The organism is Chamaesiphon sp. VAR_48_metabat_403 (assembly GCF_031422475.1).
Taxonomy (GTDB): Bacteria; Cyanobacteriota; Cyanobacteriia; order Cyanobacteriales; family Chamaesiphonaceae; genus Chamaesiphon.
On the sequence record NZ_JANPLS010000519.1, the window covers coordinates 1 to 14,623 of the forward strand.

General features: G+C 44.5%; 13 protein-coding genes. 8 read left to right on the top strand and 5 right to left on the bottom strand.

Translation table 11 applies throughout. The features are described 5' to 3' along the window. The coding region (gene ppk1 / locus RMO79_RS24335; RefSeq protein ID WP_310485865.1) for a polyphosphate kinase 1 at nucleotides 1-1,953 on the bottom strand (1,953 nt) is incomplete at its 3' end. 316 nt (nucleotides 1,954-2,269) lie between these two features. On the opposite strand from ppk1, the gene RMO79_RS24340 reads away from it, so the two are divergent. Together RMO79_RS24340 and RMO79_RS24345 are read left to right on the top strand one after the other, a co-directional pair. Beyond that, nucleotides 2,270-3,259, top strand: a complete 990-nt coding sequence (locus tag RMO79_RS24340) for a hypothetical protein (protein WP_310485866.1) — start codon at nucleotides 2,270-2,272, stop codon at nucleotides 3,257-3,259. Between the two features lie 93 nt (nucleotides 3,260-3,352). Continuing rightward, nucleotides 3,353-4,438, top strand: a complete 1,086-nt coding sequence (locus tag RMO79_RS24345; RefSeq protein WP_310485867.1) for a hypothetical protein — start codon at nucleotides 3,353-3,355, stop codon at nucleotides 4,436-4,438. Between the two features lie 92 nt (nucleotides 4,439-4,530). On the opposite strand, the gene RMO79_RS24350 is transcribed toward RMO79_RS24345, so the two are convergent. Continuing rightward, nucleotides 4,531-6,225, bottom strand: coding sequence for an ABC-F family ATP-binding cassette domain-containing protein (locus RMO79_RS24350; RefSeq protein ID WP_310485868.1), 1,695 nt, complete (start codon nucleotides 6,223-6,225; stop codon nucleotides 4,531-4,533). Between the two features lie 310 nt (nucleotides 6,226-6,535). Here RMO79_RS24350 and RMO79_RS24355 point away from each other — a divergent pair, with 310 nt between their 5' ends. The 3 genes from RMO79_RS24355 (at nucleotide 6,536) to RMO79_RS24365 (ending at nucleotide 8,759) form a co-directional block, all read left to right on the top strand. Next, entirely contained in the window at nucleotides 6,536-7,123 is a 588-nt protein-coding gene (locus RMO79_RS24355; protein ID WP_310485876.1) for a phycobiliprotein lyase, read from the top strand. Then, nucleotides 7,120-7,665, top strand: coding sequence for a hypothetical protein (locus RMO79_RS24360; RefSeq protein ID WP_310485869.1), 546 nt, complete (start codon nucleotides 7,120-7,122; stop codon nucleotides 7,663-7,665). Before RMO79_RS24355 ends, RMO79_RS24360 begins: the two co-directional genes overlap by 4 nt. 482 nt (nucleotides 7,666-8,147) lie before the next feature. Beyond that, the gene (locus tag RMO79_RS24365) at nucleotides 8,148-8,759 is read left to right on the top strand and encodes a PEP-CTERM sorting domain-containing protein (RefSeq protein ID WP_310485870.1); all 612 of its coding nucleotides are present in this window, start codon (nucleotides 8,148-8,150) and stop codon (nucleotides 8,757-8,759) included. Nucleotides 8,760-9,329: 570 nt separating this feature from the next. Here RMO79_RS24365 and RMO79_RS24370 read toward each other — a convergent pair. From RMO79_RS24370 to psbD, 3 genes are all read right to left on the bottom strand, one after another. After that, complete coding sequence (locus tag RMO79_RS24370) at nucleotides 9,330-9,515, bottom strand: hypothetical protein (protein WP_310485871.1); 186 nt, start codon at nucleotides 9,513-9,515, stop codon at nucleotides 9,330-9,332. A 67-nt stretch (nucleotides 9,516-9,582) separates the two neighbouring features. Next, on the bottom strand, nucleotides 9,583-10,944 hold the full coding sequence (gene psbC / locus RMO79_RS24375; protein ID WP_310485877.1) for a photosystem II reaction center protein CP43: 1,362 nt from the start codon (nucleotides 10,942-10,944) through the stop codon (nucleotides 9,583-9,585). 121 nt (nucleotides 10,945-11,065) lie between these two features. Continuing rightward, a complete protein-coding gene (gene psbD / locus RMO79_RS24380; RefSeq protein WP_310485872.1) occupies nucleotides 11,066-12,124 on the bottom strand; it encodes a photosystem II D2 protein (photosystem q(a) protein) in 1,059 nt (352 codons plus the stop codon). A 435-nt stretch (nucleotides 12,125-12,559) separates the two neighbouring features. Between psbD and RMO79_RS24385 the strand changes: the two genes are divergently transcribed. The 3 genes from RMO79_RS24385 (at nucleotide 12,560) to RMO79_RS24395 (ending at nucleotide 14,489) form a co-directional block, all read left to right on the top strand. After that, nucleotides 12,560-12,829, top strand: a complete 270-nt coding sequence (locus RMO79_RS24385; RefSeq protein WP_310485873.1) for a hypothetical protein — start codon at nucleotides 12,560-12,562, stop codon at nucleotides 12,827-12,829. 80 nt (nucleotides 12,830-12,909) lie between these two features. After that, entirely contained in the window at nucleotides 12,910-13,626 is a 717-nt protein-coding gene (locus RMO79_RS24390; protein WP_310485874.1) for an ABC transporter ATP-binding protein, read from the top strand. 50 nt (nucleotides 13,627-13,676) lie between these two features. After that, nucleotides 13,677-14,489 (top strand): tetratricopeptide repeat protein, encoded by an 813-nt coding sequence (locus RMO79_RS24395; protein WP_310485875.1) that lies wholly within the window; start codon nucleotides 13,677-13,679, stop codon nucleotides 14,487-14,489. Nucleotides 14,490-14,623: the final 134 nt, after the last annotated feature.

Below are 14,623 nucleotides of genomic sequence, written 5' to 3' on the forward strand. Positions count from 1 at the left end.
CCAATCGGCACTACCAATTAAGACTGTCGGCTCGCCACCATTTTGGAAATAGTAAATCCGGGAATGTTCGAGAAAACGACCGATAATACTAATCACGCGAATATTGTCACTTACTCCCGGTACTCCCGGACGCAGACAACACATGCCGCGAATAATCAAATCGATTGACACGCCAGATTGAGAGGCCCGATAGAGATTTTTAATAATTTGCGAATCGACTAGAGCATTCATTTTCACTACGATCCGCCCAATTTTACCCGATCGACAGTGGTCGATTTCTTGTTGAATCAGTCGATCGAATGATTCTCGTGAATTTACGGGCGAAACTAGTAATTTACGATAAGCTCGCTGCTGCGAATAACCAGTTAGATAATTAAATAGATCTGTCAGATCTGCACCGAGTTCGGGACGACAACTAAACAAGCCCACATCTGTATATAAATTGGACGTTTTAGCATTATAGTTACCCGTCCCGATATGTACGTATCGCCGAATCTTTTCGCCTTCACGCCGAACGACTAGTACGACTTTGGTATGTGTTTTTAAGCCGACTAATCCATAGACGACATGCACGCCAGCCTGTTCTAGTTTTCGCGCTAAATTAATATTATTTTGCTCGTCAAATCTCGCTTTAAGTTCGATTAATACTGAAACTTGCTTGCCATTTTCAGCAGCTTTAATCAGAGCCTTGAGAATATGCGAATCTCCAGTAGTTCGATAAAGCGTCATTTTAATTGCTAATACCTTAGAATCATTGGCAGCACAAGTAATGAATCGCTCTACCGTTTCTGAAAATGACTGATAAGGATGATGAACTAAAAAGTCTTTCTCAGCAATTAATTTGAAAAAATTGCCGCTATCCTCGGTTACTTTGAACCGACGCAAGTAAGCTGGCAAGATCGCATTCCACGGCGGATCTTTTAATTCAGGAATGGGTAGAGATAAAAAAGACATTAGATGTCCCAATCCTAACATTCCATTAACTTCATAGACATCCTGATTAGTAACGTCTAGTTCTTCTTGCAACATCTGGCGAATCTGTTGTGGCATGGCAGCATCTACTTCAATTCGCACCACAGAGCCGCCTTTACGCCGCTTCCGCAAGCTATGTTCGATCGCCAGGAGTAAATCGTCGGCTTCGTCTTCGGCGACGCTGATATCGGCATTTCGCGTCACTCTGAAGGTGTAACAATCTTGAATATTCATCCCCGGAAATAGGGATTCTAAATTGTGGGCGATCAGTTGTTCGATCGGAATGCCCGTCCACATTTGCGATTCGGTAGCGGCGGTTTCGCGCACAAATTGGAGCGGATTAGAGCGATCGATTGCTTGGATTTCTACAGGTAATTCAATAAAACGCGGTAAAACCTGTGGAACCTTAACTCTGGCAAATAATTCTTCACCAGTTGTCGGATGTTTGATGACAACTGCCAAATTTAAACTTAGATTAGAAATATATGGAAATGGATGTCCCGGATCGACGGCTAGTGGCGTAAGCACTGGAAAAATTTGTTCTTCAAAATAGCTTTGTAAATAGCTACATTGTTCTTGATGGAGATCGAAATAATCTAATAAATAAATACCTTGCTGGAGCATTGCCGGACGCAATACCGTTTCAAAATGCTGATGTTGCTTGGTAATAAGCTGCTGAACGCGATCGCTAGTTACTGCTAATTGTTCGGTAGGCGTTCTGCCATCTGGCGTTAGTTTGCTGACTTTTGCCTCGATTTGTTGCTCGATTGCGGCAATTCTCACCATGAAAAATTCATCGAGATTCGAGCTAAAAATCCCCATGAATTTTAATCGTTCGAGTAGGGGTGTGCGCTCGTCCATTGCTTCATGTAAAACGCGCGCGTTGAATTCCAGCCAGGTAAGTTCTCGACTGAGATAATATTGCGGATCTTCTAAGTCGATATCCGAGCGATCTGTAATCGGTAATTTGGAAGAAGTCATGTCGTAAAGCTCCCTGCTGAAGTTTCAATTTTTAAGCTAGATTTTTGAGATCGATTGACTCTATTAGTACAAGTTTCCTAAAAAATCTTGACAAAGGAGATCGATCGCGATACAATAGTACTAGTCTAGCAGTTCGATCGCTCGATTTTGACCAGCCAGCACTTTTTAGTGCATCTGAGTTAATTTGTTAGCATAGCCTCTTGTTGTTACTAGAGGCGAATATTTGGGCACACTTAATAGGCGATCTAGACCATCCCAATGTCTGTAATCCAGACGGGTGATTTTCATGCGTTGTTATTCTTGAGGCAGATAAATTATGGCAATAGTAAAAGATAGTAAGACCCAAATTCTAACAGAATTAGATCGGATTTTGGCAGAGCAATCGCGACCGGGTTCCAAAGTCGCTACCAAACAAGAAGAAGCACAACTAGTCAAAAATAAAGAAATAGTTGCCAAAGCTGCGACCTATACCGATGACACGATCGTCAAAGGCATGGCAGACTTACAACTAGAGTTTGGGAGCATTATTAACGGACTCTCAGAGCGGCTGACAGTAGAAGTCGAAAAACTCGCCCAAGTCAAACAATCGATCGAAATTGAAACCCAACATCGATCGGAACTCCAGCAAATTAGGATTGTTGCTGATGCTCTACATATTATTACCCAAGAGCATCAACAAAGTTTAAAAGCGATCGAGCAAAAACTCGCAACCGATCGTGAAAACTTAGAAAAAGAGCAAACCAGCCACCGAAAACAATGGGAACAAAGTAATCACGACTATACCGAGCAACAGACAGAATCAGCCACAATTGTTACTAAAGAACGTCAGAAAGAACAAGACGAAGTACAATACAAAGTTTTGCGCGATCGCCAGTTGCAAACTGATGGTTATACCGAGAAAAAGCGCAACCAAGAGCAAGAGCTTCAGTCTCTCGATCGCGATAAACAGAAGCAATGGAAAGAACGTGAGAAATTCTTGAAAGACAACCAGAAGTTGGCTGATGAAAACACAGCTAAAGTTGCTGCTTTCCCCGCAGAACTAGAAGAAGCAGTTAAAAAAGCTAGAGAAGAATCAATTAAAGAAACTAGCAGCGATGCCAAAGTTAAAGCCGATCTTGCTGAGAAAGAGTGGGAAGGAAATAAGCAAGGCTACGACCTAAAAATTCAATCTTTAGACCGAGTAATCGAACGTCAGAACGAACAAATCATCGCCATCACCGAACAACTTCAAACAGTGATGACTCAAGCTCAGTCTCTGGCAATGAAAGCATTTGAAACCTCAGCTAAAATTAGCGAGAAAAATTAATTCATGAGATGGGAGATGGGTGATGGGAGATAGGAGTAAGTTCAACTGTTCCCCAGTCTCCCCGTCCCCCAACTCCCATCCCCCAACAGACTTATGGCAACAAAACCAACCGATAAAAATACTAAAGCAGAAATTCTGACGGCTTACAATCAACTCGCCGATGAAAAGAAGGCTCTTGAAGTCGAAGTTAAAAATATTCAAAAAGCTGCCACTTCCGCGCCACCTGCACCCACTGTCAAAGTAGTTAAAGACGAACCAAAAGCCATTATGAACGCAGGATCGACCCAGGATAAGGTGAATGATACGATCGCTAGTTTAGATAGACTCCAGCTCGGTTTTGGTGCCGCAGTCAGCGAATTATCCGAACGATTGACGACTGAAGCTGGCAAATTAGCCGATATTCGGGAAGGCGTGACGGCTGAAATTACCGACTTGCAGACATTACACAATCTCACCGTCGATGAAGATAGCTTCGAGCAATTAATTGAAAGTTATGAAACTAATTCTAAAGCCTTTGGTGAAGAATTAACTCAGCAGCAAGAAGCCGCAGTTCAAGCAGTTCGAGATCTCGCTAAAGCTTGGAGCAAAGAGCAAGAAGTTAACGGTATTACCGTTAAAGAACGCATCGACCTCGATCGCAAAAATACCCAGCGCGAAGTTCAGGAATATAAGTATAATCTCGATCTGCAACGTAAACTCGATCGCGAGCAATACGAACAGCAACAAGCAGCTTTATATTACGAACTAGCCGAAACTAAAGAAGTCCAAGAAAAAACTTGGACAGAGCGCGAACTAGCTGTAGCAGAGCGGGAAAAACTCTTCAATGAAACGAAAGATAAAGTTGCTGCTTTCGTTCAGGATAAAGAAAAAGCAGTCGAAAAAGCTAAGGGAGAAGGTAAAGGTATTGCTACTTATCAAGCAAGAATTAAATCCGATCTCTATGCTAAAGAAGTTGAAGGACAAAAACGTTTCTACGAAAGTAATATCGAGTCTTTACAATCGAATATTACCAACCAAGAAGAACGTCTCAATAGCCTCTCTCAACAACTAGCCGCAGCCTTAAAACAGGTTCAAGATCTGGCTGTCAAAGCGATCGAAGGCTCTGCAAATGCTAACTCTTATCAAACTCTCAAAGAGATTACTTTAGAGCAAGCTAAATCGCAAGCTAAGACTAAATAGATCTTAAAATTATCGATCGAAGGTATATATACCTAACTAACAATTCCCCGACTTCTCCGAGAAGTAGGGGATTTATCATAGTTCTTAGTACACTATTTTTTCTTCGCGCTAGCCTTTTCTGCTTTGGCGGCCTTCTTAGCAACTTCAGCAGCAGCAAAAGCCTTTTGCTTTGCCGCTTGGCGTTCTTCTTCTAACTTATCGAGGTAATAGTGATAGTCGCCTAAATATACCCGAAACTCACCATCGCGAACTTCGACTATTTTATTAGCTACTTGAGAAATAAAATAGCGATCGTGCGATACGATTAATGCCGTACCATCGTAGTTAATGAGGGCATTTTCGAGAGTTTCTTTAGCTGGTATATCTAAGTGGTTGGTTGGCTCATCGAGGATGAGTAAATTTGCGGGAATTAGCAGCATTTTCGCGAGGGCGAGGCGGGCTTTTTCGCCACCACTGAGCGATTCGACCTTTTTAAAAACCATATCGCCAGTAAATAAAAACTGACCTAATAAAGTCCTAACTGCTTCATTTTTCCAGTCGGGGACTTCATCGTGAATGGTAGCTAGAACTGTTTTATCGAGATCTAGTGCTTCGGCTTGGTTTTGCTCGAAGTAGCTGGGAATGACGTTATGTTCGCCTAATTTAATCGAGCCGCTAGTATGAGTTTCCATCCCCATAATCATTTTGAGCAGGGTGGATTTACCGCAACCATTAGGGCCTAAAAATGCAATTCGATCGCCACGTTCGATAAATAGGTCGGTACCCATAAACAGAATTTTATCACCATAAACATGTTCGAGATCTTTAATCTCGACTATTTCCCGACCGCTGCGAGGAGCGGGAGGAAAGCGAAAACTAAGAGTTCGCATCGTCGATACTGGTGCTTCGATGCGCTCGATTTTGTCTAGTAGTTTCTCGCGGCTTTTCGCTTGGGTACTGCGAGTCGCACTAGCTCGGAATTTTTCGACGAAAGCTTGTTGTTTTTCGAGTTCTTTTTGTTGCCGCTCGAAGGCATTTAATTGAGCGTAAGAATTCTCGGCTTTTTGTTCGAGGTAGGATGAATAGTTACCTAAATAAGTCGCCGAAACACCACGCTCTGTCTCGACAATTTGATTGCACAGCCTGTCTAGAAACTCGCGATCGTGCGAGATAATTACCATCGGCGTTTCAAGCTTGCGAAGGTAATTTTCTAGCCATTCGATCGTCTCTAAGTCTAAATGGTTTGTCGGCTCATCGAGTAGTAATAAATCGGGGAATTGAAGCAAGATTTTTGCCAAACTCATTCGCATTTGCCAACCGCCACTAAAAGCACTTACCAATCGATCGGCATCTTCTAGTTCAAAACCTACTTCTGGTAAAATTTTATCGATTTCGGCTTCGAGCGCGTAACCATTTAACGCTTCATACAATCGCTGAAATTTATCCATCCGATTGAGCAATTTGTCAAGCTCATCACCACTGGCAGTTTCTAGTTGATGGTGAATTTCATTGAGTTCGGAATGCACGCGGTTGGCTTCACCAAAAGCTTGCCACAACTCCTCTTTAACAGTCCGTGTCGGATCGACATCAAATTCTTGGTTGAGATAAGCAATATTGAGACTATTCGGACGAATAATTTCGCCGCTGGTAGGTTCGATTTGCCCTGCAATAATCTTCATTTGGGTAGATTTACCCGCACCATTCGCACCTACTAAGCCAATTCGATCTCCTGGTTTAACTTCCCAATTAATGTCCTTGAGGACTTCACCTGTGGGATAAATCTTGCAGATATGTTCCAGTCGCAGCATGAAATTAATTTTCTCCAGGAGTAGTGAGAGGGCAGGTACCCCAATCTGTATTTTAACAAAACTTTACCACTAGGTCACTATTTATTTAGGTTTTAGGCGTTAGGTGTTAGGTGTTAGGTGTTAGGGATGAGAATCTAGCAATTAGGTACTGGGTATTCGATAGCGGTTTAGACTCTATTTTGAGAGACTCATCTACAGCCTAAGCTTCATTCCAATAGCATTTCCTGAAGCCTAAAGCCTAACACCCAAAGCCTAAAGCCTAATAAATTGCTAAAATTAAAGCTGAGTTATTAAAAAGAATCCGCGCATGATGGACGTAATGGAGTTTTTCCAGCATAGTGCTGGTAGATGGCGATCGAAACGGACTACGCATCACCTGGCTTTTAGAAGATCGGAGATGGGAGAATCAGAGATCGAGGTTAAAGCATTAGCGGCTGAAGATCCAGAAATTATTGCATTGTGCGAATCGCATCAAGTCGATCCTAGCCTAGCTGTAGGCGGCTGTTGCGTGACTTGGGCGGCTTCGATGGGTTGGGACCAAGAGGGCGAAAACCATGAAGGTAAGACGGTATTTGCCCTGATTCCCGATGCCGAGAAACCCCATAGCGGTCAATTATTGCGCGATCGCGGGTATGCTGAAATTGTCTCGGTAGCCGGACAATACCACATGGATAACGATGGTGGTTTGGTACTAGTGACCGAATATGACATCATGAGTTCGATCGAGCGGTTCTGGTTCCCCAGCCCGAATGTCCGCGTGCGGAGCAGTACTGTCAAACGGATGGGCGGATTTAGTACGGCGACATTCTGCACGGAAACGCGCGTATTAGCCGATACTGAGCCAGTCGCTGATGCGAATATCGATCCCAAGCTGATTTTATCTCCCCTCGGCTGGTGATTGAGTCCGATCGCACGTTAGCATACCGCAATGGCGTTGCCTACCTCGAAAAAATTCAATCACAGCTACCAAATCCGCGAATGGTAGATGTCATGGAAAATGTACGCGATCGAGTTTCAATTTGTACCTGGATCGGTTTGCAAATTGAAAGTGTCAATCGATCGCTTCAAATCCATCTTAATGCCTGTCATGGGTGTTTTAATCCGATCGATCGCCGATCGATCCAGCTTTTGGCGGTACCATTTGCACCATCGATGCAACTAGATGGCTTTTGTAATATTCATACCACTCCGACCACGATTTTGGTTGATTTGGGACGAGTTGCACCCGCCGATTGGTTGGCTCTAATCGCCCATGAATACGCTCATGCCCATGTAGGCTATCCCGGACACGATCGGGCGTATGCCGATGTTCTCGGTCATTTATGCTTGGGGTTAGGATTCGCCCAACCATCTTCGCAAGTTAACGATCGCAGTTTATATTATTGGCCGCCCTATGTACCCACGATCGATCCTCTAGCTTGGTGGCGGGGAGAAGGGTAGAAGTAGTCAGCCAAAGAAACAAATCTCACTAAGGGCTTGTAAAGAAACAACTTCATGTTTTGAGACTGAAAGCTTTTCCTTGTGGGGAAACTAGAGATCGAAACCATGAGCTTATTTTCTTACAGCCCCTAATTCCAGCGAAGCTTGCTCTCCGTCTTGCCTTGAGACATCCGATTCGCGTATGGTGGTTGAAAAATAATCAAACTGAAGCTATGGAATCGTCTCAATTTTATTCTCAATAGAACAAGATTATGCACCCCTAAGCTTTTTTGCTGATATAAATTACATCAGGTAACTTATATAACAAAGCATGTTTACTTTTAATAGATATAAAAGTAATATTTATGTTGAAGTACTTCAAGTTCTCTTTTTAAAAAATTAATAATTCTTTCAAATTGAGAATAGCTTTAGAGAATCAATTTGTAATAGAAACAAATCAATTAATTTGAGTAAACTATTCAATATCTTAGGGGAGTAATCTAATGAATGCAAATCTCTTTAAATATGTTGGTCTGACAGCTTTTGTTATTAGTGCCGTTAGTCAACCAGCGACAGCAGCCATTATTAGCTTCAATACACTGGTAGGAGCTAACGGAGATCCTTACTTAGGCAGCAGTGAAGCTGGCTTCACGATAACCCCAACATTAGGCAACTGGTTTCAAGGTCAAATATTTGGTAATCCAACTCCCTCAATTTTTGCTGGCCCGATCTCTAGTCCTAGCCCTTCTCAGATAAATATAGTCGATTCAACACTTCCGTTCACTTTTGCTGGCGTGGATCTTACGAGCAACACCTCCCTGGGCACAAGCTATACGATTCAAGGCTCCTTCAACGGTGCCCTCGTCCTGAATCAGGTCGTCGCACCCACCACAATTAACACCTTCCAGACTTTTGCCAGTACAAATCCAACTCAGCTTTTGGATAAATTGACAATTCTAGGAACACCAGGCAATGGAGTTAGCAGTTTCAATATTGACAATATTAATGTAACCAAACAAGTACCAGTACCTGAACCATTTACAATTATTGGTACATTAATAGGTGGTATGTCAGCTTTTAAAATGAGAAAGAAGCTTAAAGCCACCAATAATTAAGATAATTATCAGCGCATAATTGTGGCTAATATCGTGTGCTAGATCGAATCAAAAAAAAGAATAATTATTTAGTGGAAGATCGATCGCACACTAAAAGCTCGTAATTCTCTACTATCTAGGAATACGGGCTTTTATTTTTAGCCGCGACCAAGCTAGTTAGCTTACTAGTAGCTTGGTGATTTATGAAATGCGATTGCTACGACCGCTAGTAATATTAATATAACTCATGTAAAATCTCAAAATCCTTACGATATGTATGTCTTAGGGTTTATCGATGCTTGTTGAGGGCGATCGATTCTGATGTCTACAAAATTCTATCCATGCTTAGGGCTTGTAGATGTTTGAGAATTTGCTCGTGATATTTCGGCTCATAGTAATCCCTCCCACGGTCAGTATAATTGCCACCAGTTACCCACAGCTTATAGAAGATTTGAGCAATTTTATGTGCGGTGGCAGTGATGGCTTTAGAGGCACCCAATCGAGAACGTAATCGACGATAAAATGCACCCAAAGCCGAATGACTGCGAGTCAGTGAAAAAGCGGCTCGCAGCCGGGAGGTTCCCTCCCGGATTATGCGAGACAAGACAGCAGCCATCCGAAAAGCAGTTGCCGCCAGATTTTCAACCGGACGAGTTTTCGAGCTTTTGAAGTTAAACCAGTCAGATCGCTAATGACCTTGTGGAGGTGCAGATTCATTTGAATCAAGGCTTTTTGCATTCGTTGGACATGAGTTCTTGTTTCAAGCGATAAATCCACAAACAAAAACTCCTGCCAAATCGACAGGAGTTTTTTGCTGGCACGGTCTAATTCTAACTAGAGTAGATTATGCGATGTCATTCATAGAGACTACTGGTTCGTTTTCACGATCTATCCCTTTCTCGAATCCAGCAGCAGCCGCGCGAGCGCGTCCTGCGTGCCATAAGTGACCGATAAAGAAGAAGAATCCTAAGACGAAGTGAGAACAAGCCAACCACGCACGAGGCGAAACGTAGTTGAATGCATTAGTTTCAGTAATGACACCACCAACAGAGTTCAAGGAACCTAGCGGTGCGTGAGTCATGTACTCAGCAGCGCGACGCGCTTGCCAAGGTTGAATGTCATTTTTAACTTTGCTCAAGTCCAAACCGTTGGGGCCGCGTAATGGCTCTAACCAAGGGCCTTGGAAATCCCAGAAGCGCATGGTTTCACCACCGAAGATGATTTCGCCCGAAGGAGAACGCATTAGGTATTTACCCAAACCAGTCGGGCCTTGGGCTGTTGCAATGTTCGCACCCAAACGTTGGTCGCGGATCAGGAAGGTCAATGCTTGTGCTTGAGAAGCTTCAGGGCCAGTTGGGCCGAAGAATTCACTAGGATAAACAGTGTTGTTGTACCAAACCATGATCGACGCTACAAACGCCATCAAGGATACAGCACCCAAGCTGTAAGACAGATAAGCTTCACCAGACCAGATCAAAGCGCGACGCGCCCAACCGAAAGGCTTGGTAAGAATGTGCCATACACCACCAGCAATACAGATTAAGCCAACCCAAATGTGTCCGCCGACAACATCTTCTAAGTTGTTAACACTGATAATCCAACCTTCGCCACCGAAGGGAGCTTTCAGTAAATAACCAAAGATAATTGCGGGGTTGAGAGTAGGATTGGTTACGAGGCGAACGTCACCACCACCTGGTGCCCAAGTATCGTACAAACCACCAACGAACATCGCTTTGATGACGAGTAATAAAGCACCAACACCCAAAATAATTAAGTGGAAACCTAAGATGGATGTCATTTTATCCTTGTCTCTCCAGTCGTAACCGAAGAAAGCCGAATATTGCTCTAATGTGTCGGGACCGCGCAGTGCGTGGTACAAACCACCAACACCCAGTACTGCCGAAGAAATTAGGTGCAATACACCAACGACGAAGTATGGGAATGTATCCACTACTTCACCACCGGGACCGACACCCCAACCTTGAGCTGCCAAGTGCGACAGCAAGATGATACCTTGCTCGTACATTGGTTTTTCGGGTACGAAGTGAGCCACCTCAAACAGGCACATGGCTCCAGCCCAGAAAACAATCAAACCAGCGTGGGCGACGTGCGCGCCCAACAGCTTACCAGACAGATTGATCAGACGTGCGTTACCAGACCACCAGGCAAAGCCTGTCGAGTCTTGGTCGCGTCCGCCTGTCATCATTGTAGTATTAAAGGGCGTTTCCACTCTTGCAGTACCTCGATCGATGAACTAAATAAAATACGGAATATAAAAAACCGGAAGATAAACATAATTGTACATTTATCTTCCGATCGATCGACACTTAGAGTGCGTTACCACGAGGTAGAACTTCTTCTGGGAAGATGAACTGTTCGTGAGGTTGGTCTTGAGGAGCCATCCACGCGCGGATACCTTCATTAAGCAGAATGTTCTTGGTGTAGAACGTTTCAAACTCAGGATCTTCCGCCGCTCTCAATTCTTGAGATACGAAGTCATAAGCACGCAGGTTTAGTGCTAAACCAACGATACCGACCGAGCTGAACCATAAGCCAGTTACGGGTACGAACAGCATGAAGAAGTGCAACCAACGTTTGTTGGAGAAAGCTACACCGAAGATCTGCGACCAGAAACGGTTGGCAGTTACCATCGAGTAAGTTTCTTCAGACTGAGTTGGGTCGAACGCCCGGAAGGTGTTAGCGTTTTCGCTATCTTCAAACAGGGTGTTTTCTACAGTCGCACCATGAATCGCACACAAGAGCGCACCACCGAGAATCCCAGCAACACCCATCATGTGGAAGGGGTTGAGAGTCCAGTTGTGGAAACCTTGGAGGAATAGGATAAAACGGAAGATTGCAGCTACGCCAAAAGAAGGTGCGAAGAACCAACCAGATTGACCCAATGGGTAGATCAAGAAGACGCTGACGAAAACGGCGATTGGGCCGGAGAAAGCGAGCGCGTTGTAAGGACGAATCCCAACTAGACGAGCGATTTCAAATTGACGGAGCATGAAGCCGATCAAACCAAATGCGCCATGAAGAGCTACAAACGCCCACAGACCACCAAGTTGACACCAGCGAGTGAAATCGCCTTGTGCTTCTGGCCCCCAAAGTAGCATCAGGGAGTGCCCGACGCTATTGGGAGGAGTGGATAGAGCAGCGGTGAGGAAGTTGCAACCTTCAAGGTAGCTAGAAGCCAAACCGTGACTGTACCAAGAAGTAACGAAAGTAGTACCAGTCATCCAGCCGCCGAGGGCTAAGAACGCACAGGGAAATAGTAAGATACCAGACCAGCCAACGAATACGAACCGATCTCTTTTTAACCAGTCGTCTAAGACATCAAAGATGCCTCTTTCCGTTTGCTGGTTGCCAACTGCAATTGTCATGATGCAGCAAAACTCCAGAATATTATAAGGACATTGTTGTTCGCGATCGACAAATATACTATTAATGTACCGTCAGCCCGCGAGTAGTTAGCTGATTTATTAAATCAGTTTACGTTTCTTTACTAAGTCTAATAGAATTGTGTCGAAATGGGCAGGATCTTTAGCTTTTCTTCGACAAAATTTAAGATTCTTATCTAAAACTGCCACTTTTACGATCTGAAGATCGACTTTTATGAGTATTTATACTTACTAGATCTAGCGATCGATTCGACATATTGAGATCGTAGGTGAGATTCTCATTTACATAAAGAGAGCGATTGCGTTAGTTACACTTAGCAGGGGCATCAAGACCCCAACCAAATTTTACCAGTCCCTAGTCACTAAATTATCGTTCGGCTTACAATTAAGGTTGGTACCAAAATTTTGCGAATATTTATGTACGTTATCGAAATCCTGCTTAAAAATACAGCAATGCCCATGTCCGTACAGCGCAAGACTGTCGAAGAAGCGACTGCCGTCTATCAACAGGTATTAGAAGCAATGCGGGGAAGTGATATAACGCTGCTAGAATTAGCTTGCGATCGGCAACCAGAAAAGAAAATCTGCGTCATGACAGAGGCGATCGTCGCTGCTCAAATGTACGAAAAATCCGGCGCGGCGGCTTCTGGTAAAACGCCTGGTTTCGTGGCTTTTGCCGCATCCTAGCACCCACTCGAATGCTGAGGTGCGGACGAGTTAGCGCATCGTGCCTCCATCAGGAGTAGTATCTAAAATTCCCCATCCACATGCACCAATCCTTGCCCTTATCATCACCCGCGAACGGCTTGCCGTCTGCGACAGCAATCGAGGTTAAGGATCTTTCCTTTGCCTGGACATCTGGTAAAATTGCCCTCGATCGTTGTTCGCTCTCGGTACCGCGCGGTGAATTTTGGATGCTGTTGGGCACCAATGGCAGCGGTAAATCGACTCTATTAAGTCTAATTGCTGGTTTATTAACACCTCAAAGTGGCACGATCGATATTCATGGCGGGTTGGGAATTGTCTTTCAAAATCCCGACTGTCAGTTAGTCATGCCCACAGTCGGTGCGGATATTGCCTTCGGATTAGTTGCCGAAAAACTGACCCCCAGCCAAGTCCGCCATCGCGTTACCGAAGCTCTGACTGCGGTCAACCTAGCCGACCTCATCCGCCGCCCCATTTATGCCCTCAGTGGCGGTCAGAAGCAGCGGGTGGCGATCGCGGGGGCGATCGCCAGACAAATCGAGGTAATTTTATTTGACGAGCCTACCGCCCTGCTAGACCCCGATGCCCAACTAGATTTGGTCGCCCAAGTGCGCGATCTGGTCAAAAGTCGCGGTTTGACAGCTCTATGGGTGACGCATCGGCTCGAAGAGCTAGACTATTGCGATGGCGCGTTTCTAATCGAACATGGGCAATTAGTAGATCGGGGCGAACCCGAACGAATGCGCCAGCGATTGATGAAAGAAGTCGGAAATTATTGATAGTTGCGATCGATTCCTTTACAGTGAAGAGAAAATAGAGGAAATAATTTATGGTGTGGCGTTGGTTGGTAAGTATTGTGGCGATCGCACTGATCGTTTTAACTCCAATTAGTTCTGGGTTTGCACAGCCAGCACCTACAGAGCTTACCGATGCTCAATTTGAACTCGGCGACAAACTCAGAACCCAAGCCTTCACTGCGACGAATGAGGGCAAATTCGATCGAGCCGAGCAGTATTGGACGCAACTAATCGAGCTATTTCCACAAAATCCCGCCATTTGGAGCAATCGCGGTAATTCTCGCGTCAGTCAGAATAAATTAACCGCAGCCGTTGACGATTTTAATAAGTCGATCGAATTATTACCCAACTATCCCGATGCTTATCTCAATCGCGGGACTGCTTTAGAAGGTTTGGGTAAATGGGATGCCGCAATTTCCGATTATAAGTATATCCTCAGCATCGATCCTCAAGATGCGATGGCTTATAATAACCTCGGTAACGCCTATGCTGGCTTAGGCAATTGGGATACAGCAATTCAAAATTATCTCAAAGCTTCCGAAATCGCCCCCGATTTTGCCTTCGCACGAGCTAATTACGCGCTAGCTTTATATCAGCAGGGCGAAACTGCCGAAGCAATTCGGAATATGAAAAATATCGTCAGAAAATATCGCGATTTTCCTGATGTCCGTGCGGCTCTGAGTGCGGCTTTATGGCAAGATGGCAAAAGAGGCGAGGCGGAAAGCAATTGGGTAGCGACAGTCGGTTTAGACGGTCGTTATCGGGATCTAGATTGGGTTAAAAATACCCGCCGCTGGCCACCAAATATGGTTGCAGCCTTAGAAAAATTCTTGAAATTACAATAACTCCACCGCCTGCGGCACCTCCCCTTATTAAGGCTACGGTGTATACACAAGTCTGTTGGACTTCGCTTGAGGTTGGTTTACCCCCCCTTATAAAGGGGAAGGCTGGGGTGGGGTAAAGGGACTATGCAGCAACT